The 21049-nt window shown below is 63.5% G+C and carries 22 protein-coding genes; 7 read left to right on the forward strand and 15 right to left on the reverse strand.

Features of this window, described 5'->3' with window-relative positions; genetic code table 11:
- Positions 1-19: 19 nt before the first annotated feature.
- A complete protein-coding gene (cadR, locus tag ABNP31_RS24830; protein ID WP_016712550.1) occupies positions 20-463 on the forward strand; it encodes a cadmium resistance transcriptional regulator CadR in 444 nt (147 codons plus the stop codon).
- 122 nt (positions 464-585) lie between these two features.
- Here the strand turns inward: cadR and ABNP31_RS24835 are convergent, their stop codons facing one another.
- From ABNP31_RS24835 to ABNP31_RS24845, 3 genes are read right to left on the reverse strand one after another with little or no spacing between them, the layout of a single operon-like run.
- On the reverse strand, positions 586-1557 hold the full coding sequence (locus ABNP31_RS24835) for a thymidylate synthase (RefSeq protein ID WP_013974664.1): 972 nt from the start codon (positions 1555-1557) through the stop codon (positions 586-588).
- A gap of 51 nt (positions 1558-1608) precedes the next feature.
- On the reverse strand, positions 1609-2415 hold the full coding sequence (gene lgt, locus ABNP31_RS24840) for a prolipoprotein diacylglyceryl transferase (RefSeq protein WP_013974665.1): 807 nt from the start codon (positions 2413-2415) through the stop codon (positions 1609-1611).
- A gap of 16 nt (positions 2416-2431) precedes the next feature.
- Complete coding sequence (locus ABNP31_RS24845; protein WP_024087873.1) at positions 2432-3214, reverse strand: sulfite exporter TauE/SafE family protein; 783 nt, start codon at positions 3212-3214, stop codon at positions 2432-2434.
- A gap of 129 nt (positions 3215-3343) precedes the next feature.
- Between ABNP31_RS24845 and ABNP31_RS24850 the strand changes: the two genes are divergently transcribed.
- A complete protein-coding gene (locus ABNP31_RS24850; protein WP_350012857.1) occupies positions 3344-4090 on the forward strand; it encodes an NRDE family protein in 747 nt (248 codons plus the stop codon).
- A 133-nt stretch (positions 4091-4223) separates the two neighbouring features.
- Here the strand turns inward: ABNP31_RS24850 and ptsP are convergent, their stop codons facing one another.
- On the reverse strand, positions 4224-6503 hold the full coding sequence (gene ptsP / locus ABNP31_RS24855) for a phosphoenolpyruvate--protein phosphotransferase (RefSeq protein WP_013974668.1): 2280 nt from the start codon (positions 6501-6503) through the stop codon (positions 4224-4226).
- 22 nt (positions 6504-6525) lie between these two features.
- Complete coding sequence (locus ABNP31_RS24860) at positions 6526-7005, reverse strand: RNA pyrophosphohydrolase (RefSeq protein WP_003249017.1); 480 nt, start codon at positions 7003-7005, stop codon at positions 6526-6528.
- Positions 7006-7146: 141 nt separating this feature from the next.
- Between ABNP31_RS24860 and ABNP31_RS24865 the strand changes: the two genes are divergently transcribed.
- The gene (locus tag ABNP31_RS24865; RefSeq protein WP_350012858.1) at positions 7147-7803 is read left to right on the forward strand and encodes an HAD family hydrolase; all 657 of its coding nucleotides are present in this window, start codon (positions 7147-7149) and stop codon (positions 7801-7803) included.
- A gap of 129 nt (positions 7804-7932) precedes the next feature.
- Here ABNP31_RS24865 and ABNP31_RS24870 read toward each other — a convergent pair whose 3' ends face one another.
- Together ABNP31_RS24870 and ilvA are read right to left on the reverse strand one after the other, a co-directional pair.
- Positions 7933-8358, reverse strand: coding sequence for a DUF2269 domain-containing protein (locus ABNP31_RS24870; RefSeq protein ID WP_015272187.1), 426 nt, complete (start codon positions 8356-8358; stop codon positions 7933-7935).
- A gap of 148 nt (positions 8359-8506) precedes the next feature.
- Positions 8507-10021: a threonine ammonia-lyase, biosynthetic gene (gene ilvA, locus ABNP31_RS24875; protein ID WP_085664328.1), complete on the reverse strand. Its 1515-nt coding sequence runs from the start codon at positions 10019-10021 to the stop codon at positions 8507-8509.
- 134 nt (positions 10022-10155) lie between these two features.
- Between ilvA and rpiA the strand changes: the two genes are divergently transcribed.
- On the forward strand, positions 10156-10830 hold the full coding sequence (gene rpiA / locus ABNP31_RS24880; protein WP_013974672.1) for a ribose-5-phosphate isomerase RpiA: 675 nt from the start codon (positions 10156-10158) through the stop codon (positions 10828-10830).
- Between the two features lie 115 nt (positions 10831-10945).
- Here rpiA and ABNP31_RS24885 read toward each other — a convergent pair whose 3' ends face one another.
- From ABNP31_RS24885 to ABNP31_RS24900, 4 genes are all read right to left on the reverse strand, one after another.
- On the reverse strand, positions 10946-11848 hold the full coding sequence (locus tag ABNP31_RS24885; protein WP_085664327.1) for an SdiA-regulated domain-containing protein: 903 nt from the start codon (positions 11846-11848) through the stop codon (positions 10946-10948).
- A 90-nt stretch (positions 11849-11938) separates the two neighbouring features.
- Positions 11939-12859: an SdiA-regulated domain-containing protein gene (locus ABNP31_RS24890; protein WP_085614576.1), complete on the reverse strand. Its 921-nt coding sequence runs from the start codon at positions 12857-12859 to the stop codon at positions 11939-11941.
- 182 nt (positions 12860-13041) lie between these two features.
- Positions 13042-13707 carry a fumarylacetoacetate hydrolase family protein gene (locus ABNP31_RS24895; protein WP_019472496.1) on the reverse strand — a complete coding sequence of 222 codons (666 nt, stop codon included), beginning with the start codon at positions 13705-13707 and terminating at the stop codon, positions 13042-13044.
- Positions 13708-13732: 25 nt separating this feature from the next.
- Complete coding sequence (locus ABNP31_RS24900) at positions 13733-15130, reverse strand: FAD-binding oxidoreductase (RefSeq protein ID WP_238067045.1); 1398 nt, start codon at positions 15128-15130, stop codon at positions 13733-13735.
- Positions 15131-15300: 170 nt separating this feature from the next.
- Between ABNP31_RS24900 and serA the strand changes: the two genes are divergently transcribed.
- Positions 15301-16530, forward strand: a complete 1230-nt coding sequence (serA, locus tag ABNP31_RS24905) for a phosphoglycerate dehydrogenase (RefSeq protein ID WP_085664325.1) — start codon at positions 15301-15303, stop codon at positions 16528-16530.
- Between the two features lie 166 nt (positions 16531-16696).
- Here serA and ABNP31_RS24910 read toward each other — a convergent pair whose 3' ends face one another.
- Positions 16697-17173, reverse strand: a complete 477-nt coding sequence (locus ABNP31_RS24910) for a DUF4399 domain-containing protein (RefSeq protein ID WP_025341008.1) — start codon at positions 17171-17173, stop codon at positions 16697-16699.
- Positions 17174-17396: 223 nt separating this feature from the next.
- Here ABNP31_RS24910 and ABNP31_RS24915 point away from each other — a divergent pair, with 223 nt between their 5' ends.
- Complete coding sequence (locus tag ABNP31_RS24915) at positions 17397-17885, forward strand: substrate-binding periplasmic protein (protein WP_085664324.1); 489 nt, start codon at positions 17397-17399, stop codon at positions 17883-17885.
- 122 nt (positions 17886-18007) lie between these two features.
- On the opposite strand, the gene ABNP31_RS24920 is transcribed toward ABNP31_RS24915, so the two are convergent.
- Both ABNP31_RS24920 and ABNP31_RS24925 read right to left on the reverse strand, forming a co-directional pair.
- A complete protein-coding gene (locus ABNP31_RS24920; protein WP_025341010.1) occupies positions 18008-18511 on the reverse strand; it encodes a DUF523 domain-containing protein in 504 nt (167 codons plus the stop codon).
- Positions 18498-19130, reverse strand: coding sequence for a 2OG-Fe(II) oxygenase (locus tag ABNP31_RS24925; RefSeq protein WP_350013435.1), 633 nt, complete (start codon positions 19128-19130; stop codon positions 18498-18500). Before ABNP31_RS24925 ends, ABNP31_RS24920 begins: the two co-directional genes overlap by 14 nt.
- Positions 19131-19243: 113 nt before the next feature.
- On the opposite strand from ABNP31_RS24925, the gene ABNP31_RS24930 reads away from it, so the two are divergent.
- Entirely contained in the window at positions 19244-19996 is a 753-nt protein-coding gene (locus tag ABNP31_RS24930) for a DUF2059 domain-containing protein (RefSeq protein ID WP_003258544.1), read from the forward strand.
- On the opposite strand, the gene ABNP31_RS24935 is transcribed toward ABNP31_RS24930, so the two are convergent.
- Complete coding sequence (locus ABNP31_RS24935; RefSeq protein WP_085664322.1) at positions 19997-20923, reverse strand: alpha/beta hydrolase; 927 nt, start codon at positions 20921-20923, stop codon at positions 19997-19999.
- Between the last annotated feature and the right edge of the window lie 126 nt (positions 20924-21049).

A 21049-nucleotide genomic window follows, 5' to 3' on the forward strand; every position in this document is an offset into this window, starting at 1 on the left:
CTTGCTGGAGAATTTCGTGATGAAGATCGGAGAACTGGCCAAAGCCACCGACTGCGCCGTGGAAACCATCCGCTACTACGAGCGTGAACAGCTGCTGCCGGAGCCGGCGCGCAGCGACGGCAACTACCGGCTGTATACCCAGGCCCACGTCGAGCGGCTGACGTTCATCCGCAACTGCCGCACCCTGGACATGACCCTGGATGAAATCCGCAGCCTGCTACGCCTGCGCGACAGCCCCGATGATTCGTGCGGCAGTGTCAATGCGCTGATCGACGAACATATCGAGCATGTGCAGGCACGGATCGATGGTCTGGTGGCGTTGCAGGAACAGCTGGTGGAGCTGCGGCGGCGCTGCAATGCGCAAGGGGCGGAATGCGCGATCTTGCAGCAACTGGAGACGAACGGGGCGGTATCGGTGCCGGATACCGAGCATTCGCATGTGGGGCGAAGCCACGGGCATTGAGATTCTGGGGCTGCTTTGCAGCCCATCGCGACACAAGGCCGCTCCTACAGGCTACGCGATCTCCTGTAGGAGCGGCCTTGTGTCGCGAAAGGGGCGCAAAGCGCCCCCGGCAATCTAGAACATCAGACGGCCATCGGCGCCGTCATCGGCGCATGATGCTCATACCCTTCGAGCCAGAAATCGCTCGGCTCGATCTTCTCCAGCCACTCCGGCTCGTACTTGCCCGTCTCGGCAAACGCCGGCACACGGTCGCTGATCACCAGCTTCGGCGCTTCCAGCGGCTCACGCTTGAGCTGCTCGTTGAGCATGTCCAGGTGGTTCTCATACACATGGGCATCGCCGATGAAGTAGGTGAACCAGCGCGGGGTGTAGCCGGTCAGGCGGCCGAACAGCGACAGCAGCGCCGCGCCTTCGGTGAGGTTGAACGGCGTACCCAGGCCCAGGTCGTTGGAACGGATGTAGAGGGTCAGGGAAATCTCCCTGGTCTCCACATTCGGGTGGAACTGGTACAGCAGGTGGCACGGCGGCAGGGCCATTTCGTCCAGCTGCGCGCAGTTCCAGCCGTGGAACAGGATACGGCGGCTGCCCGGGTCGTTGGCGATGGTGTCCAGGCACTGGCGCACCTGGTCGATGGCCTTGTACAGGATGACGAACGCGACGCCGTCCTCCTCGTCCTGGGCGATGCGGCGGAAGCCCGCCTTCTCGGCCATTTCGATGGCCGCCGGGTTGCTCAGCGGGATGCGCTTGTAGCCCGGCCATTGGCGCCATTGCACGCCGTAGATCTCGCCAAGGTCGTCATGGCCCTGACGGAACGGGTTGGCCAGCCACTGGGCGTTCTCGTTGGCGTTCTGGTCCCAGACCTTGCAGCCCAGTTCGCGGAATTCACCGGCGTTCTTCACGCCACGCAGGAAACCGACCATTTCGCCGATCGCCGACTTGAACGCCAGTTTGCGCGTGGTAATGGCCGGGAAGCCCTTCTGCAAGTCGAAACGCAGCATGGCGCCCGGCAGGCTGATGGTGCGGATGCCGGTGCGGTTGCCCTGCAGCGTGCCGTTGTCGATGACGTCGCGGACCAGGTCCAGATACTGTTTCATGGCTTACCTGTAGCAAAAACGGCAGGGGGATCGCCCCTGCCGTGGGATTAATCAGGCGGGTTTCGCCGTAGGCTTGCGATTATAAGCCCACCAGATCAGGCCAAGGCCAGCCAGGATCATCGGCACGCACAGAATCTGACCCATGGTCAGCCAGCCCCAGGCCAGGTAGCCAAGCTGGGCATCCGGTACGCGGACGAATTCGACGATGAAGCGGAAGATGCCGTAGAACAGCGCGAACATGCCGGATACCGCCATGGTCGGCCGCGGCTTGCGCGAAAACGCCCAGAGGATCAGGAACAGCGCCACACCTTCGAGTGCGAACTGGTACAGCTGCGATGGGTGACGCGGCAGCTGCGCCGGGTCGCTGAACGGTGGGAAGACCATCGCCCATGGCACGTCGGTGGCCTTGCCCCACAGCTCGGCGTTGATGAAGTTGCCGATGCGCCCGGCCCCCAGGCCGATCGGCACCAGCGGCGCGACGAAGTCCATCAGCTCGAAGAACGACTTGTTGTTGCGCTTGCCGAACCACAAGGCCGCCAGCATCACGCCGATGAAACCGCCGTGGAACGACATGCCACCCTTCCACACCTCGAAGATCAGCGTCGGATTGGCCAGGTAGGCGTGCAGGTCGTAGAACAGCACGTAGCCCAGGCGACCACCGACGATCACACCCATCGACAGCCAGAACACCAGGTCGGAGAGCTTTTCGCGCGTCCAGGTGGGGTCGAAGCGGTTCAGCCGGCGCGAGGCGAGCAGCCAGGCACCGCCGATGCCGACCAGGTACATCAGGCCGTACCAATGGATTTTCAGCGGCCCGATGGCCACGGCCACGGGGTCTATCTGCGGGTAAGGCAGCATGGAACTTCCTCTCGATTCAAATCAAAAAGCTGAGGCCGACACAGAACAGCAGGGCTGCGAACAGGCGTTTCAACAAACGTGGCGACAGCTTGTGCGCCAGGCGCGCGCCGAAGCGGGCGAAAAACATGCTTGTCACGGCAATGCCGAGCAGCGCCGGCAGGTACACGTAACCCAGGCTGTGGGCCGGCAGGTGCTCCTCGTGCCAACCCAGCAGCATGAAACTCAGGGCACTGGCCAAGGCAATCGGCAGGCCACAGGCCGAAGACGTGGCCACTGCCTGCTGCATGGGCAGGCTGCGCCAGGTCAGGAACGGCACGGTCAGCGAACCGCCGCCGATGCCGAAAATGGCCGAAGCCCAGCCGATCACCCCACCTGCACCGATCAGCGCGGGCTTGCCGGGGATGCCGCGACTGGCCTTGGGCTTGAGGTCCAGGGCCATCTGCGCGGCGATGACCAGGGCGAACACACCGATGATCTTTTGCAGCAGTGGCCCCTGGATCAGCGAGGCGGTCTTGGCGCCGACACCGGCCCCGAGGAGGATGCCGAGGGTCATCCAGGCGAAGATCGGCCATTGCACCGCGCCCTTGCGATGGTGCTCGAGCACGGCGTTGATCGAGGTGAAGACGATGGTTGCCAGCGACGTACCGACAGCCAGGTGGGTCAGCACCGAGGCATCGAAACCCTGCAAGGTGAAGCTGAACACCAGCACCGGCACGATGATGATACCGCCGCCCACGCCGAACAGCCCGGCCAGCACACCGGCGCAGGCGCCCAACAGCAGATAGAGCACGAATTCCATTCGTCTTCCCCGAAAAAACAATGCGGCATGGTAACGGAAGCCGGGCTCGGGGCTCTAGTGAACAGTGTGTCAGGATGGATCCTCCCCGCCGCTGTGGGTACAGTGGCAAAAAACCCAGAGGCCCGACCGATGTGCCTGATCGTATTCGCCTGGCGGCCGGGGCATGCCCTGCCGCTGATCGTGGCGGCCAACCGCGATGAGTTCTATGCCCGCCCCACCCAGGCCCTGGCGGCCTGGGAGGATGCACCCGGGGTATATGCCGGGCGCGACCTGGAGGCCGGCGGCACCTGGCTGGGCGTCGGCCCGCAGGGGCGGTTCGCGGCGCTGACCAATATTCGCGACCCGGCGCAGGCTTTGGGGCCGCGCTCGCGGGGCGAGCTGGTGGCGGCGTATCTGCAGGGGGAGTTGGGGGTCGAGGCCTATCTGGACCAGGTGGCCAGCCGCAGCAGGCAATATTCAGGGTTCAACCTGCTGGTGGGCGATGGGCGGCAGCTGGGCTATCTGCATGCCCGGGACGCGGCGCCGCGCTTGCTGGAGGCCGGGGTTTACGGGCTTTCCAATGCCGGGCTGGATACGCCTTGGCCGAAGCTGGTGAAGGCGCGCAGTGGGCTGGAAGGGTTACTGGAGACGCCAGAGCCACAGCGCTTGCTGGCGTTGCTGGCCGATGCCGAACCGGCGCCGGAGGGCGAGTTGCCGGAGACGGGCGTGGGGTTGGCGACCGAGAAGCTGCTGTCGAGTGTGTTCATTGCCAGCCAGAACTACGGGACGCGGGCGAGCACGGCTCTGATTGTGGATGATCAGGGAAAAAGGCGACTGGTTGAACGCAGTTTCGGGCCCTTTGGTGGGCACTTGGGGGAAGTTGAGTTGCTGGTCTGATAATTTGATGTTGCTTGCTCCGGCCTCTTCGCGGGTAAACCCGCTCCCACAGGTACTGCGCCGCATCTGAAGGCTGCGCTGTACCTGTGGGAGCGGGTTTACCCGCGAAAAGGCCGGAACAGGCACCCCACATTCAGAGGGTTTTATTGGCCCCAGGCCCGATCATCCGCGCCAACCCAAGGTTTTTCAGGGCCAGTTGCAGCGAGCTGTGGATAACCTGCGGGTTGTCATGACTCAAGGCCTCCACCAGCAGCTCCTTGGCCTTGCTCATATTCACCTGACGCAGCATCCACTTCACCTTCGGCAGGTTGGTGGCGTTCATCGACAGGCTGTCGAAGCCCATGGCCATCAACAGGATCGCCGCTGCCGGGTCACCGGCCATCTCACCGCAGATACTCACCGGCTTGCCTTCGCCATGGGCGTCGCGCACCACCGTGTTCAGCGCCTGCAACACCGCCGGGTGCAGGTAGTCGTACAGGTCGGCGACCCGCGGGTTGTTGCGGTCCACCGCCAGCAGGTACTGGGTCAGGTCGTTGGAACCGACCGACAGGAAGTCCACCTGCCGCGCCAGCTCCTTGGTCTGGTACACCGCCGCAGGAATTTCCACCATCACGCCAACCGGTGGCATCGGCACATCGGTGCCTTCGTCACGCACCTCGCCCCAGGCGCGGTGGATCAGGTGCAGCGCCTCTTCCAGCTCGTGGATGCCGGAAATCATCGGCAGCAGGATACGCAGGTTGTTCAGCCCCTCGCTGGCCTTGAGCATGGCGCGGGTCTGCACCAGGAAGATTTCCGGGTGGTCGAGGGTGACGCGAATGCCGCGCCAGCCGAGGAACGGGTTTTCTTCCTTGATCGGGAAGTACGACAGCGACTTGTCGCCACCGATGTCGAGGGTACGCATGGTCACCGGCAGCGGGTGGAAGGCCGCCAGCTGCTCGCGGTAGATGGCCAGCTGCTCTTTTTCGCTGGGGAAGCGCTGGTTGATCATGAACGGCACTTCGGTGCGGTACAGCCCCACCCCTTCGGCGCCACGCTGCTGGGCACGGGCTACGTCGGCGAGCAGGCCGGTGTTGACCCACAGCGGCATGCGGTGGCCGTCCGGGGTAACGCACGGCAGTTCGCGCAGGGCATCCAGGCCCTGGGCCAGCTGGCGCTCCTCCTCGACCACGTCGCTGTACTGCTTGCGCAGCACTTCGCTGGGGTTGGTGAACACCTCGCCCTTGTAGCCGTCGACGATCATCTCGATGCCGTCGACCTTGGAATAAGGCAAGTCGACCAGGCCCATCACCGTGGGGATGCCCATGGCGCGAGCCAGGATGGCGACGTGGGAGTTGCCCGACCCCAGTACCGAGACCAGGCCGACCAGCTTGCCTTCCGGCACTTCACCGAGCATCGCCGGGGTCAGCTCTTCACTGACCAGGATGGTGTTGTCGGCATACACCAGCGACTGCGCGCGGGCTTCCTGCAGGTAGGCCAGCAGGCGCCGGCCCAGGTCCTTGACGTCGGAGGCGCGCTCGCGCAGGTAGTCATCGTCCATCAGCTCGAAGCGGTTGACGTGCTCGCCCACCACCTGGCGCAGTGCGCCCTGAGCCCACTGGCCGGTCTTGATGACCTCCGTCACCTCACCGCCCAGGGCCGCGTCTTCGAGCATCATCAGGTACACATCGAACAGTGCACGCTCCTCCGGGCGCAGCTGGGTGGCCAGCTTGGCCGACAGCTTGCGCATATCGTCGCGCACACCTTCGAGGGCGTTCTGGAACAGCTTCAGCTCGGCGTCGATGTCATCGACGGTCTTGTCCGGTACCACTTCCAGATCGGCTGGCGGCAGCATCACCACTGCGCGCCCCACGGCGGCGCCTGGCGAGCCCGGTACACCGACGAAGCGCGCCTCCTGGATACCCTTGCCCTGGCGGCCCAGGCCACGGATCGAGCCGGTGGCCTCGGCGTGGGCGATAACCCCTGCCAGCTGGGCGCTCATGGTGACCAGGAAGGCTTCTTCGCCCTCGTCGAACTGGCGGCGCTCCTTTTGCTGGATGACCAATACCCCGACCACGCGGCGGTGGTGGATGATCGGCGCACCGAGGAAGGAGGCGAATTTTTCCTCGCCGGTTTCGGCAAAGTAGCGGTAACGCGGGTGGTCGGCAGCGTTTTCCAGGTTCAGCGGCTCTTCCCGGGTACCGACCAGGCCGACCAGGCCTTCGTTGGGGGCCATGCTGACCTTGCCGATGGAGCGCTTGTTCAGGCCTTCGGTGGCCATCAGCACGAAGCGGTTGGTTTCCGGGTCGAGCAGGTAGACCGAGCAGACCTGGCTGCCCATGGCCTCCTTGACACGCAAGACAATGATCCCCAACGCCGACTTGAGATCTTTGGCGGAGTTTACTTCCTGGACGATCTTGCGCAGCGTATTGAGCATGGCTCGGGGTCGAACTCCGTCGTCAGTCGCGCGTCAGCAGACGCGGTGCTAGCTCTTTCAGGGCGCGTCGGTAGACCTCGCGCTTGAATGTCACAACCTGGCCCAGCGGGTACCAATAGCTGACCCAGCGCCAGCCGTCGAATTCCGGCTTGCCGGTCAGGTCCATCCGCACCCGTTGTTCGTTGCTGACCAGACGCAGCAGGAACCATTTCTGCTTCTGGCCGATGCACAGCGGCTGGCTATGCGTACGCACCAGTCGCTGGGGTAAACGATAACGCAACCAGCCACGGGTGCAGGCAAGAATTTCCACATCATCGCGTTCAAGGCCAACTTCTTCGTTCAGCTCGCGGTACAGGGCATCTTCCGGCGTCTCGTCAGGGTTGATGCCACCCTGGGGAAACTGCCAGGCATCCTGGTTGATCCGTCGAGCCCATAGCACCTGCCCGGCATCATTCGTGAGAATGATCCCGACATTGGGGCGAAAACCATCCGGGTCGATCACGGCAGCAACCTCGCAAACGCATGTCACCGCATTGTTCCACAAAGCTTGCGAGCGCAGCAACGCGCCCGCCAAGCTTATGTGCAGCAGCGTGAAAACTCCGTATTCTGCGGGCCTACCCTGTGGCTTATGCGAGTGACCGCGATGCGCCTGGCTTTATTCGACCTGGACAATACCCTCCTCGGTGGCGACAGCGACCATGCCTGGGGTGACTACCTTTGCCAGCGCGGCATCCTCGACCCGGTTACCTACAAGCAACGCAACGATGGCTTCTACCAGGACTACCTGAACGGCACCCTGGACCTGCAGGCCTACCTGGCCTTTTCCATGGAAATCCTTGCGGCAACACCGGTAGCCCAGCTCGACGAATGGCACCGCGACTTCATGCGCGCCTGCATCGAGCCGATCATCCTGCCCAAGGCGCTGACCTTGCTGCAGCAGCACCGCGAGGCCGGCGACCAGCTGGTGATCATCACCGCCACCAACCGCTTCGTCACCGCACCGATTGCCCGGCGCCTGGGGGTTCGCGTGTTGCTGGCGACCGAATGCGAGATGCGTGATGGCCGCTATACCGGGCGTAGTACCGATATACCGTGTTTCCGTGAAGGCAAGGTGACGCGGCTGGAACGCTGGATGCTGGAGAACGGCTTCGATCTTGAGGACAGCTATTTCTATAGCGACTCGATGAACGATTTGCCGTTGTTGCAGCGAGTGGCGCATGCGGTGGCGGTGGACCCCGACCCGAAGCTGCGGGCGGAGGCCGAGATGCGCGGGTGGCCTGTGGTTTCGCTGCGGGATTGAGGTTTTACTGTGCCAGCCTCTTCGCGGGTAAACCCGCTCCCACAGGTACTGCACAGCCCTCAAGCCTTGCTCAGACCCTGTAGGAGCGGGTTTACCCGCGAAGAGGCCAGCACATACAGCACAAAGCTGTCAGACCGGCTTGGCCCCCATCAGCCCGGCGATGGACAGGAAGCAAACCCCACTGAACACCGCCAGTGCCAGGGTAAAGCGCAACCCCACCACCTCGGCCTTGCGCAGCCGGTTCAACCGCACCAGCAGCCACCACACGGCAAACGCGCCCAGCGTATAGATGACGCTGGACGCCAGCACCCAAGTCTGCCCCAGCGGCCAGCCCACCAGGTGCACCAGCCACCAGCCGGTGAACGGCATGCTCACCAGGCACAGGCCCATCACCAGCCAGACGAACACCAGGGGCCGACGCAGCAGCTTGGCGTAGGCCTCGGCATCGCCCTGGCGGCGGGCGCGCACGGTCCAGAGCGCCAAGCCCAGAGCACCCAGCAGCAGGAGCGCGGTGGCGATGATGTGCAGGGTCTTGAGGGTGGTCAGGTGTTCCATGTCTCGGTTGTCCTTAAGCAGGCCATTTTGTGCAGGCTTCTTCGCGGGCTTGCCCGCTCCCACAGGGATATCACAGGCCCTGAAGCCTGCGCAGTACCTGTGGGAGCGGGCAAGCCCGCGAAAGGGCCATCAGCCCCAGCTTAGCCGCTCAGCCCAGGAACAGCTTGTAAGCCGGGTTGTCAGTCTCGTCCCAGTACGGGTAGCCGATCTTCGCCAGCGCCGCCGGCACCAGGTGGCGCTCGTCCTCCGGCACCTGCAACCCCGCCACCACGCGTCCGTCAGCGGCACCATGGTTGCGGTAATGGAACATCGAGATGTTCCAGCGCCCGCCCAGCTTGTTGAGGAAGTTGAACAGCGCCCCCGGCCGCTCGGGGAACTCGAAGCGCAGCACCATCTCGTCACTGGCACCGGCCGAATGGCCACCGACCATGTGGCGAATATGCAGCTTGGCCAGCTCGTTGTCGGTCAGGTCGGTAACCGGGAAGCCCTGCTCGGTCAGTTGCTGTACCAGCGCCGCACGCGGGTCGTTTTCCGGGTGGGTCTGCACGCCGACGAAGATATGCGCCTCGTCGGAGGTGTGCTTGCGGTAGTTGAATTCGGTGATCTGGCGCTTGCCGATAGCCTCGCAGAAGGCCTTGAAGCTGCCCGGGCGCTCAGGGATGGTCACGGCGATGATCGCTTCGCGCTTTTCACCCAGCTCGGCACGCTCGGCCACATGGCGCAGGCGGTCGAAGTTGACGTTGGCACCGGAGTCGATGGCCACCAGGGTCTGCCCGGCCACACCGTACAACTCGACGTACTTCTTGATGCCCGCCACGCCCAGGGCACCGGCAGGTTCGGTGATCGAGCGGGTATCATCGTAGATATCCTTGATAGCCGCACAGATCTCGTCGGTACTGACGGTGACCACTTCATCCACATGATGGCGGCAGATATCGAAGGTGTGCTGGCCGATCTGAGCCACCGCCACGCCGTCGGCGAACAGCCCGACCTGCGGCAGCACCACGCGCTCGCCGGCCGCCATGGCCGCCTGCAGGCAGTTGGAGTCGTCCGGCTCGACACCAATCACCTTGATTTCCGGGCGCAGGTACTTCACGTAGGCAGCAATGCCGGCGATCAGGCCACCGCCACCCACCGGCACGAAGATCGCGTCCAGCTGGCCTGGGTGCTGGCGCAGGATCTCCATGGCCACGGTGCCCTGCCCGGCGATGGTGTGCGGGTCGTCGTAGGGGTGCACGTAGACGAAGCCCTTTTCATCGACCAGTTTCAGCGAATAGGCCAGCGCCTCGGGGAACGAGTCGCCATGCAGCACCACCTTGCCGCCCCGCGAACGCACGCCTTCGACCTTGATTTCCGGGGTGGTCTTGGGCATCACGATAGTGGCCTTGATACCCATCTCGCGCGCAGCCAGGGCAAGACCCTGGGCGTGGTTGCCGGCCGAGGCGGTGACCACGCCACGGGCCAGTTCTTCCGGGGTCAGTTGGGCCAGCTTGTTGTAGGCCCCGCGGATCTTGAACGAGAACACCGGCTGCAGGTCTTCGCGCTTGAGCAGAATCTGGTTGCCCAGGCGCTTGCTCAGCTGCCCGGCGCTCTGCAGCGGGGTTTCGACCGCAACGTCGTAGACGCGCGAGGTGAGGATCTTCTTGACGTACTGTTCGAGCATCGGGAATGCATCACTGGGCCGCGGGACAAGGGCTGGGAGTCTACCCCAGCGCTACGTCGGGCGACCACAGCAAAGCCGCCCGAGCCGTTATACTAGGCTCCTTTCAAAACCGCCCTGCCCCTCTCGGAGCCCGCATGACCCAGGACCAACTCAAACAGGCCGTCGCCCAGGCCGCTGTCGACTTCATTCTGCCCAAGCTGGATGAAAAGAGCGTCGTCGGCGTCGGCACCGGTTCGACCGCCAACTTCTTCATCGACGCCCTGGCTCAGCACAAGACCGCCTTCGACGGCGCGGTCGCCAGCTCCGAAGCCACTGCCCAGCGTCTGAAGGGCCATGGCATCCCGGTCTACGAGCTGAACAGCGTCAGCGAACTGGAGTTCTACGTGGACGGCGCCGACGAGAGCGACGCGCACCTGAACCTGATCAAGGGCGGCGGCGCAGCCCTGACCCGCGAAAAGATCGTCGCCGCCGTGGCCAAGACCTTCATCTGCATCGCCGACGCCAGCAAGCTGGTACCGGTGCTGGGCGCCTTCCCGCTGCCGGTCGAAGTGATCCCGATGGCCCGCAGCCACGTGGCGCGCCAACTGGTCAAGCTGGGTGGTGACCCGGTGTACCGTGAGGGCGTGGTTACCGACAACGGCAACGTGATCCTCGATGTGCACAACCTGCAAATCACCAACCCGGTGGAGCTGGAAGCGCAGATCAACGCCATCGTTGGCGTGGTGACCAACGGCCTGTTCGCGGCGCGTCCGGCAGATTTGCTGCTGCTGGGTACCTCTGAGGGCGTGAAGAGCCTCAAGGCCGAGTAACCTTCTGCGAGGGCTTCGCCCTCGTTTCGCGACACAAGGCCGCTCCTACAGGGGTACGCGATTTCCTGTAGGAGCGGCCTTGTGTCGCGATGGGCTGCAAAGCAGCCCCACCTGCTCACTCCGCTGGCTGTTTGAACACATAGAACAGGTTCGGCTCACTGACCAGATAGATGGTCCCTGCCTCATCCATCGCAATCCCCTCCGCCTGCGGCACCGTCGCCTGCAACCCCTGGAACCCCTTGCGCAACGACAAGGTACTCAGCGGCCGGCCCTCCACATCCAGCTCCAGCACCAGCCGCGACTCGTCCGACAGCGCCAGCAGGTGCCCGCTGCGCTCATCGAACTGCAAGCTCGACAGGTCCCGCACGAACAGCCGCGAATCGCGCTTGCGGTCCTGCACCACATGCACCGCATAGGGTTGTTCAGGATTGTCGTGCGGGAAGCCATGCACCTCGTAGATCAGCATTGGGTCACGCTCCTTGGCCACGAACAGGCGCTTGCCCGCCGAATCGTAAGCCAGCCCCTCGAAGCCCTTGTTGCCGTTCAGGCCAATGCCCAGGGTCAGCTGCTCGGCATCGCCGGCATCGAGGAACATCGTGTCGTCCTCCAGGCGCACGCGAATCAGCCGCTGCTGACGCTCGTCGGTGATCACATAGCTGTTGGGCCCGACGTACTCCACGGCTTCCGGGTCGCCGAAGCCGGTCAGCGGCACCCGGCGCAGGATGCGGCCGTCCAGCGACAGCTCGATCAGCTCCGAGCGGGCATTGGTGACGGTAAACAGGGTCTTGCGGTCGGGGTCGTAGGTCAGCGCCGATATGTCGTCATCCAGCCCTTCGACCGGCTGCGCCTCCACCACCACCCGGTAGCGGTCCAGGCCGATGCTCTGCTCGGCGGGCTGCCACCAGGCCTTGAGGTTGAACCAGCCACGCTCGAACAGGCGGAACTCCTGCCCGGCCAGGCCGAGCAGGAGCAGGCCGATGGCGGCCAGGACAAGGAACAGGCGAACGAAACGGCGCATGAGGGCAGACTCGACATAGGGGTGGCGAATCTAACCATGAACAACTGAAGTAAAGCTTAATGCCAGCATCCGAAAAGTCGGATGTTGGGCTCAGTTCTTTCTGAAGCGATAGAACAGGGCCGGCTCGCTGACCATGTACAGGTTGCCCTTGTCGTCCATGGCCACCCCTTCGGCACGCGGAATGGTGTCCTGCAGGCCGTTGAAACCGCCGAGCAAGGTCATGAAGCTGACCTGCTGACCCTGCTCGTCCAGCTCCAGCAGCATGTTGGAATCGGCCGACAACGCCAGCAGGTGGCCGGTACGCGGGTCGACGCCCAGCGCCGAGAGGTTGCGCAGGTCCAGTTCATCGTTGGGCAACGGCTGCTTTTCGCCCGTGAGCGGGCTGCGGCCATCGGTGTTCCAGGTGTACAGCCTTGGCGGGCGCTCCTCGCCGATGACCAGGCGCTGGCGCAGCGGGTCCCAGGCCACCGCCTCGAAGCCCTTGTTGCTCTTCACCGACTGGCCCAGGTCGTGGCTCTGGAAATCATCATGGTTCAACGAGGTGGTCTGCGCATCCACCTTGACCACGGTCAGGTCGTGCAGGCGCTCATCGGTAATTGCCAGGAAGCCGTCTTCCAACACGGCGACGCCTTCCGGGTTGTTCCAGCCGTTGAGGGGGATCTTGCGCAGTACATCGCCATCCAGGCTCAGTTCGACCAGGATCGGGTTCTTGCCCATGACTGCGAACAGGGTGCGGGTACGCGGGTTGAAGGCCACATCCGAAGCTTCATCGTCGTCCATGCCCGGCAGCGGCTTGGCATCGATGTCGACCTGGTAGTCCGGCAGCCATACGCTTTCGCTGCGCTCGGCGGTGCTTTCGAAGCTTTCCTTGACCCACAGCGCGCCGCGGTCATCCCAGTGCATGGCCACAGCCACGCCATAGCCGATTACCGCCGCCGCGGCCAGGCCGAAGGGCCAGCGCAGGAAGAAACGACGCTTGGGGGTTGCCGGGGCGCTGGAGGGAGATGGCATGCAGGGGTCCTGGGGAAATGGGCGTAGGTTCGCGCATTATCCGGATCAGGTGTGAAAAATCGGTAAACAGGACCGGCCTCTTCGCGGGTGAACCCGCTCCCACAGGGTTCTCCACAGGTTTGAAGCTTGTGATATTCCTGTGGGAGCGGGTTTACCCGCGAAGAAGGCGACGCGGTTTCGAGTCAGAGCACCCGGCTTTCGAAGCGGCTCACACCCGGCAGCTCCAGCACCAGTTCGTCACCGACATTGAACGGCCCCACGCCCGCCGGGGTGCCGGTAAGGATCACATCCCCCGCCTGCAGCGAGAAATGCGCGGCCATGTACTGAATCATCGGCACGATCGGGTTCAGCATCATCGCGCTGTTACCGTCCTGGCGAACTTCGCCGTTGACGGTCAGGCGCACCGGGATGTCGGTCACGTCCTCGAAGCTGGCGGCTGACACGAACGGCGGCAGTACGCAGGCGCCGTCGAAGCACTTGGCCAACTCCCATGGCAGGCCTTTTTCCTTCAGCTTGGCCTGCACATCGCGCAGGGTCAGGTCCAGCGCCGGGGCGTAACCGGAAATGGCGTCCAGCACCTCTTCCTCGCTCGGATGAGTCGACAGCGGCTTGCCCAGCAGCACGGCAATTTCCGCCTCATAGTGCACCGAGCCACGCTCGACCGGAATCTTGAAGCCGCCCTCGGCCGGCACCACGCAGCTGCCCGGCTTGATGAACAGCAGCGGTTCGGTGGGGATCGGGTTGTCCAGCTCCTTGGCATGCTCGGCATAGTTACGGCCGATGCACACCACCTTGCCCAGCGGGAAGTGAATGCGTGTGCCGTCTACGTACTGGTGCTGGTAACTCATGGCCGACTCCTCTGGATACTGCTTTCTATTCAGGTGCGAAGATCTTACCCGGATTCATGATGCCGTTAGGGTCGAACACGGCCTTTATTGCCTTCATGCAGGCGATTTCTTCGGGCGAGCGGCTGTAGCCCAGGTAGTCTCGCTTGGTCATGCCCACGCCGTGCTCGGCCGAGATCGAGCCGTTGTAGCGCTTGACGATATCGAACACCCACTTGTTGACCTTGGTGCACGAAGCGAAGAAGTCATCCTTGCTCATGTGCTCGGGCTTGAGGATGTTCAGGTGCAGGTTGCCGTCGCCGATGTGGCCGTACCACACCACTTCGTAATCCGGGTAATGTTCGGCGACGATGGCATCTATATCGCGCAGGAACAATGGCACTTTCGATACCGTGACAGAAATGTCGTTCTTGTACGGGGTCCAGTGCGAGATTGTTTCCGACAGGTACTCGCGCAGTTTCCACAGGTTTTTCAGCTGGGTCTCGCTCTGGCTCATCACCCCGTCCAGCACCCAGCCTTGCTCGACGCAGTGCTCGAAGGTGGCCAGGGCTTCGTTGGCCACCTCCTCGGTGCTGGCCTCGAATTCCAGCAGCGCATAGAACGGGCAGTCGGTCTCGAACGGCGCCGGCACATCGCCACGCGCCAGGATCTTGGCCAGGCCCTTGTCGGAAAAGAACTCGAAGGCGGTCAGGTCCAGCTTGCCCTGGAAGGCATGCAGCACCGGCATGATCGAGTCGAAATCCGGGGTCCCCAGCACCATCGCGGTGAGGTTGCGCGGCGCACGGTCCAGACGCATGGTGGCCTCGACCACAAAGCCCAGGGTACCTTCGGCACCGATGAACAGCTGGCGCAGGTCGTAGCCGGTGGCGTTCTTGATCAGGTCCTTGTTCAGCTCCAGCAGCTCACCCTTGCCGGTGACCACTTTCAGCCCGGCCACCCAGTTGCGGGTCATGCCGTAGCGAATCACCTTGATTCCGCCGGCATTGGTGCCGATATTGCCGCCAATCTGGCTGGAACCGCTGGAAGCGAAGTCCACCGGGTAATACAGGCCCTGTTCTTCGGCGTAGGCCTGCAACTGGCGGGTAATCACCCCTGGCTGGCAGACCACGGTGCGGTCGAAGGCATTGAAGCCGAGAATCTGGTTCATGTAGTCGAAGGCGACCACCACTTCGCCATTGGCCGCCACGGCGCCTGCGGAAAGCCCGGTACGCCCGCCCGACGGCACCAGCGCCACCTTGTGCGTGTTGGCCCAGCGCACGATCGCCTGCACCTGCTCCACCGTCTTGGGGAAGACGATGGCGCTGGGCGCCGGTGGGTAATGCTTGGTCCAGTCCTTGCCATAGGCTTCCAGGGAAGCTGCGTCGGTCAGGACCTTGCCAGGGTCGACAAGGGTCATCAGTTCATCAATAACAGCGGGGTGAGTCATCGCTGGAACTCTCGACTTATTCATAGTCACCCTGAGCACTCTTCACCTGTCGGGATAAGCTCAGATTGTGTCGCGTATGCTAGCATAGCCCTCCCGCTGTTCATGCTAAGGCTGCCTTTGCGCCTGGCATCACCCTCGCCATTTTTTCTCCGGGATACAGGTTTACGCAGATGAGCAAGACTTCTCTCGACAAGAGCAAGATCCGGTTCCTTCTTCTTGAAGGTGTGCACCAGAACGCGGTCGATACCCTCAAGGCCGCCGGCTACACCAACATCGAATACCTCACTGGTTCGCTGCCGGAAGCCGAGCTGAAGGAAAAGATCGCCGACGCCCACTTCATCGGCATCCGTTCGCGCACCCAGCTGACCGAAGAGATCTTCGACTGCGCCAAGAAACTGGTCGCCGTTGGCTGCTTCTGCATCGGCACCAACCAGGTCGACCTGGAAGCTGCCCGCGAGCGCGGTATCGCCGTGTTCAACGCGCCATACTCCAACACCCGTTCGGTAGCCGAACTGGTACTGGCCGAAGCCATCCTGCTGCTGCGCGGCATCCCCGAGAAGAACGCTTCCTGCCACCGTGGCGGCTGGATCAAGAGCGCGGCCAACTCCTTCGAAATCCGCGGCAAGAAGCTGGGTATCGTCGGTTACGGCTCGATCGGCACCCAGCTGTCGGTCCTGGCCGAGAACATGGGCATGCAGGTGTATTTCTACGACCCGCTGACCAAGCTGCCACTGGGCAACGCCGTGCAGGTCACCAGCCTGAACGAGCTGCTGGGCCTGGCCGACATCGTTTCGCTGCACGTGCCTGAGCTGCCGTCCACCCAGTGGATGATCGGCGAGAAGGAAATCCGCGCGATGAAGAAGGGCGCGATCCTGATCAACGCCGCACGCGGCACCGTGGTCGAGCTCGACCACCTGGCCGCCGCCATCAAGGACCAGCACCTGATCGGCGCCGCCATCGACGTGTTCCCGGTGGAGCCGCGCTCCAACGACGAGCAGTTCGAAAGCCCGCTGCGTGGCCTGGACAACGTGATCCTGACCCCGCACATCGGTGGTTCCACTGCCGAAGCCCAGGCCAACATCGGCCTGGAAGTGGCCGAGAAACTGGTCAAGTACAGCGACAACGGTACCTCGGTATCCTCGGTCAACTTCCCGGAAGTTGCCCTGCCGGCGCACCCAGGCAAGCACCGCCTGCTGCACATCCACGAAAACATCCCTGGCGTGCTCAGCGAGATCAACAAGGTCTTCGCCGAGAACGGCATCAACATCTCCGGTCAGTTCCTGCAGACCAACGAGAAAGTCGGTTACGTGGTGATCGACGTTGACGCCGAGTACTCCGACCTGGCGCAAGAGAAGCTGCAACAGGTCAAGGGCACCATCCGTTCCCGCGTCCTGTTCTAAGTTCGCTGGCGGCATGAAAAAGGGAGGCCCTGGTGGCCTCCCTTTTTTTGCCTGTGACATTGGTGTCGCCTGCTTCACGGGCTTGCCCGCTCCCACAGGGTCCACACCAGCCTTGAAGCCAGTGGTGATCATGTGGGAGCGGGCGAGCCCGCGAAGAACCCGACACCTATTTCACGTCGACAGTAATCTTCTGCGACACGACGCTCGGCTTGAACGGCACGTGATACTGGTCACCCAGCACCAGCTGCAGGGTGTGCTTGCCCGGGGTGAGGGTAATGCTGGTCTCGGTCTGCGCCTTGCCGAAGTGCAGCACTTGCGGGCCATCCGGCAGCGCGGTGCCGGCCTGTGGCATCAGGCTGGATGGCAGCGCCATGTCGGCCACCGGCTCTTTATCCACATCCACCAGCAGGTGGTGGTGCCCGGTGTGCGGGGTGCTGTCGCCCGCAGGCTTGAGCGCCATGCCCTCGATGCCGAACTTGACGGTGAAGGTCTTGTCGACCGTGGCGCCATCGGCGGGGGAAACGATGAAGACCTTGGCATCCTTGGGCGGCTCCTGGCTCTTCAGGGCATCTGCGGCACTGGCGAACATTGACGCTCCCATCAACAGACCAGCAACGGCAGCACGCGAAAATAGGCTGTTCATTCACTTCTCCTGTGATTCACTTATTGACCGCCGCCAGTATTCCAGTGGCGGCGGTGGTTCACCTTAGTTGATATGTTTGCCCAGATGTTCACATCGTCAGGCAGAAATATTTCAATCCGGGTTAAACAATGCCGAGGCTTCAAGGTCATAGGCTGCGCTCGACCACGGCGAGGAAGAAAGCCGTGGCGAAGGTTATTCATCTGCCAAAGAGAAAGGGGCTTTAATGCGTTCGATCATAGGAGTAATGCTGGCGGTACTGATCACGCCATTGGCTCAGGCCGAGCTGATAGACGAAATTGCCGACCGGGGCGAACTGCGCATTGCCGTACAGGCGAATAACTCGCCGTACGCATTCAAGGAAAATGACCACCTGACCGGTTTCGAGATCGAGTTTGGCCAGGACCTGGCCAGGGAACTGGACCTGCGCGCCGAGTTCATCGAAGCCCCTGCGGCAGAGGTACTGCCCGGTGTCGAGAGTGGCAAGTACGACATCGCACTGACCCCGTCGAGCGAATCACCAAAAGGTGACGGCCCGCTCGATGTGAGCCTGCCGTTTGGCGAGAAGCAGCTGGTGATCCCGTTCCAGAAGGACAACCCGGCGTTCGAGAGCGCGGTGAACAATGCACTGCAGCGGCTCAAGGACAGCGGGCGGACTGCCGAGCTTGAGCAGAAGTGGTTCAAGGGTGTGCCTGAGACTGCGTCCGGGCAATAGGATTTTTGCTGCCTGTACCGGCCTCTTCGCGGGTGAACCCGCTCCCACAGGGACATCACAAGCCTTGAGGGCTGTGGAGAACCTGTGGGAGCGGGTTCACCCGCGAAAGGGCCGGAACAGACTTAAGCTGAAAGCCCGGCCAGAGCCTGCTGTGCCTCGTCCAGCTCCAGCTCGCTGAACACCAGCACCCCCGCCCGCCGCAGCAATGCCGTGGTCACCCCTTCCCCGGCCACCTTCACACCACTGAACGTGCCGTCATAGGTCAACCGGTTGCCACACGAAGGGCTTCCAGCCTTCAGCACGGCCACACGAATGCCATGCCGGTGCACCAGCTCCAGCGCCCGCTGCGCCCCGGCCAGGAACTCGGCACTGACATCCTCGCCCGCCACCGTCAGCACCTGCGCGCCACCGTCGAGCACCTCCCCACCCTGCCCGCCCGGTATCTCTGCAGGTGGCCGTGGAGTCGGCAAGCCACCGGCCACTTCCGGGCACAACGGCACCACGCGCCCTTCGGCCTGCCAGCGCTGCAACAGGTCGGGGTGGCCACTGGCGCGGCCGTCATAGCGCACCGGCTGCCCCAGCAGGCAAGCGCTGACCAGCACCTTGGGCAGGTCAGAAGGGGTCATTGCCACGGCGCCGGAACCAGCCGGTCAACGAAAGCCGCTCACGCCCTGCCGGCAGCACCTCATGGGGCACCTCGCCCGACAGGAACACCACCAGGCAGCCCGCCACCGGCTCGACATCATGCTCGACACCGTCCGCCAGGAACATGCGCAACTGGCCACCGTCCTGCGGCTGCCAGCCTTCATTCAGGTACAGGACTGCCGACACCATGCGCCGGTCATCGTCGCGGAAGCGGTCCAGGTGCCGGCGATAGAACGCCCCTGGCGGGTACAAGGCAAAATGGCATTCGAAGTCTTCCAGGCCGAGGAACAGGCCCTGGTTGATGGCCTGGCGCAGCTGGTCCATGGCGCTCAGGTACTGGTCGCAGGCCTCGGCCTGGCCAGGGTCGATCCACTGGATCTGGTCGCCGCGAATGGCCTCGTGCACCTCCTGGGCAGCACCGCGCCCAACCCCTGCAGGGTTGAGTTCGCCTTCGGCATCACGGCGCCGGCACTCGGCCGCGAGCGCGCGCACCAGGTCGGCAGGCAGAAAAAGCGCCTGCTGGGACCAGCCATGGGTGACCAGATCGTCGACGACGGCCGCAAGCATCGGGTGTTCAGGGGAGATGTGCATGGCGCGCATCATATCCATTAGCCATGCTGGCGCACAGCGCCACTTGGCCGAGAAGCACGCGGATATCTCGACAAACCGGCGCCCGGCCACGGACAATAGCCACCTGCCGACAGGAGTCCTGAATGCGCCGTCTGTTTTCCCTGATTCTGCTGATGATCTGCACCGTGCCTGTCTGGGCAGACAACCTGGATCAACTGTACAAGGCCGCCGGCTGGCCCGACCAGCGCGCCCATTTCAATGATGCCCTGACCGCCGCCCAGGAACGCTACCGCAACAGTTTGCCACCCGCCGTGTACCAAGCGCTGGTAAACAACAGCAACCAGCGCTTCCAGGCCCAGGCGGTGGACCGTCGCGCCCAGGCACAGCTGCGCGCAACCTTGGCCAACCCGGCACCGGCGCTGGCCTTCTTCCGGTCGCCGCTGGGGCGCAAGGTGGTGGCTGCGGAGCTCAAGGCCACACGCAAGGACGAACTGGCCAGGAATGCCAAGGGCTTGCCAAAGATCCAGGCCAGCGATGACCGCCTGCTGATAATCGGCCACCTGGCCCAGGCCCTGCCGGCGCGCGAAGCCGGCGCCGAAGTGAGCCTGGCCATCGCCGGCGTGGCGGCCGACAGCCTCAGCTCGATGATCCCCGGCCTGTTCGGCGGCGGCCAGGCTCAGAACCTGCTCGACGGCCAGCGCCAGCGCCTGATGGGCCAGATCGGCGAAGACCTCAACAACACCCTGCTGTATGTCTATCGCGACCTGTCCGATGCCGAGCTGGAAGAGTTCGCCACCTTTGCCGAGTCGCCAGACGGCAAGGCTTACTACCAGGCCGCCCTGGCCGCCGTTCGCGCAGGCCTGGCGGTTGGCCAGAGCAGCAGCGACCTGAAGTGATCAGCCCAGGCGCTGGTCGATGAAGTCGAAGTAGCGCTGGCGAATGCCCGGCAGCTCGTTGGCCAGGTGGTGACGGGCCTCGGGCAGCATCAGAATCTGCGGTTCGGCGAACTTGGCCTTGAGTACTTCGAGGTTGTACGGCCAGTCCACTGTGCCATCCGCCTCTCCTTGCACGATCAACGGCCGCCGCGTGCTGCGCGGCGCGGCCTCGATGCGTTTGACCCAGGCAATCAAGGCGCCCACCCAGGCCGTTGGCAGGCGGCGCGGTTGCAGCGGGTCGGCTTCGAGGAACGGCAGGAAGGTCGGGTCATTGGTGTTCTCGCTGAAGCGCCGCTCGATGCCATTCACGAAGTGACGCAACACGTGATAGCTCAGCTTCGACCAGCGCCAGGCACAGGGCCGCACCAGCGGCGCCAACAGGATGACCTGACCATCGATGGGGCTGCGCGCGCCCTGGTACAACAGGTGGTCCACGGCGATGGCGCCACCGGTGCTTTGCCCGCAAAGGTGCCAGGGGCGCGGCAGTTGCAGCGTGCGCGCCTGTTCGAACAAAGCCTCCAGCACTTGCTGGTAAACCGCGAAATCACTGATGCTGGCCCGCTCGCCGCTGGACAGGCCATGGCCGGGCAGGTCGCAACTGATCACGGCGAAACCCTGTTTGAGCGCCCAATCGATCACATGCCGGTAGAGGCCCATATGGTCGTAATAGCCGTGCAGCAGGAACAGCGTCGCGCTCGGCTGCTCGGGTAGCCAGGCCTGCCCGACCAGCTCGAAGCCTGCGGCCTGGAAGCCGCCCAGCCAGCTGTGGGCCGACAGGTTCAGGCCATAGAAGCGCTGGTAGTCCTGCGCCTGCACCGACAACGGCTGGCGAACGGTCAACGGCGCCAGGCTGGTGCGCAGGAGGTCGGGGTGAAAGGCAGCGGGCATTGGGTACATCCACAGTGAAGCAAGTATTGATCTGGGATATTCAGCTCTGGCCCGCGCCATGGCAAGCTTGCTCACCATCGAACATCAACCACCGATCCCCTGTAGGAGCGGCCTTGTGTCGCGATA

This window comes from Pseudomonas asiatica (assembly GCF_040214835.1).
GTDB lineage: Bacteria > Pseudomonadota > Gammaproteobacteria > Pseudomonadales > Pseudomonadaceae > Aquipseudomonas > Aquipseudomonas putida_Z.

Coding starts and splice junctions, on each gene's coding strand:
- cadR (WP_016712550.1), top strand. CDS start 20: ATGAAGATCGGAGAACTGGCCAAAGCCACCGACTGCGCCGTGGAAACC.
- ABNP31_RS24835 (WP_013974664.1), bottom strand. CDS start 1,557: ATGAAACAGTATCTGGACCTGGTCCGCGACGTCATCGACAACGGCACG.
- lgt (WP_013974665.1), bottom strand. CDS start 2,415: ATGCTGCCTTACCCGCAGATAGACCCCGTGGCCGTGGCCATCGGGCCG.
- ABNP31_RS24845 (WP_024087873.1), bottom strand. CDS start 3,214: ATGGAATTCGTGCTCTATCTGCTGTTGGGCGCCTGCGCCGGTGTGCTG.
- ABNP31_RS24850 (WP_350012857.1), top strand. CDS start 3,344: ATGTGCCTGATCGTATTCGCCTGGCGGCCGGGGCATGCCCTGCCGCTG.
- ptsP (WP_013974668.1), bottom strand. CDS start 6,503: ATGCTCAATACGCTGCGCAAGATCGTCCAGGAAGTAAACTCCGCCAAA.
- ABNP31_RS24865 (WP_350012858.1), top strand. CDS start 7,147: ATGCGCCTGGCTTTATTCGACCTGGACAATACCCTCCTCGGTGGCGAC.
- ABNP31_RS24870 (WP_015272187.1), bottom strand. CDS start 8,358: ATGGAACACCTGACCACCCTCAAGACCCTGCACATCATCGCCACCGCG.
- ilvA (WP_085664328.1), bottom strand. CDS start 10,021: ATGCTCGAACAGTACGTCAAGAAGATCCTCACCTCGCGCGTCTACGAC.
- rpiA (WP_013974672.1), top strand. CDS start 10,156: ATGACCCAGGACCAACTCAAACAGGCCGTCGCCCAGGCCGCTGTCGAC.
- ABNP31_RS24885 (WP_085664327.1), bottom strand. CDS start 11,848: ATGCGCCGTTTCGTTCGCCTGTTCCTTGTCCTGGCCGCCATCGGCCTG.
- ABNP31_RS24890 (WP_085614576.1), bottom strand. CDS start 12,859: ATGCCATCTCCCTCCAGCGCCCCGGCAACCCCCAAGCGTCGTTTCTTC.
- ABNP31_RS24895 (WP_019472496.1), bottom strand. CDS start 13,707: ATGAGTTACCAGCACCAGTACGTAGACGGCACACGCATTCACTTCCCG.
- ABNP31_RS24900 (WP_238067045.1), bottom strand. CDS start 15,130: ATGACTCACCCCGCTGTTATTGATGAACTGATGACCCTTGTCGACCCT.
- serA (WP_085664325.1), top strand. CDS start 15,301: ATGAGCAAGACTTCTCTCGACAAGAGCAAGATCCGGTTCCTTCTTCTT.
- ABNP31_RS24910 (WP_025341008.1), bottom strand. CDS start 17,173: ATGAACAGCCTATTTTCGCGTGCTGCCGTTGCTGGTCTGTTGATGGGA.
- ABNP31_RS24915 (WP_085664324.1), top strand. CDS start 17,397: ATGCGTTCGATCATAGGAGTAATGCTGGCGGTACTGATCACGCCATTG.
- ABNP31_RS24920 (WP_025341010.1), bottom strand. CDS start 18,511: ATGACCCCTTCTGACCTGCCCAAGGTGCTGGTCAGCGCTTGCCTGCTG.
- ABNP31_RS24925 (WP_350013435.1), bottom strand. CDS start 19,130: ATGCGCGCCATGCACATCTCCCCTGAACACCCGATGCTTGCGGCCGTC.
- ABNP31_RS24930 (WP_003258544.1), top strand. CDS start 19,244: ATGCGCCGTCTGTTTTCCCTGATTCTGCTGATGATCTGCACCGTGCCT.
- ABNP31_RS24935 (WP_085664322.1), bottom strand. CDS start 20,923: ATGCCCGCTGCCTTTCACCCCGACCTCCTGCGCACCAGCCTGGCGCCG.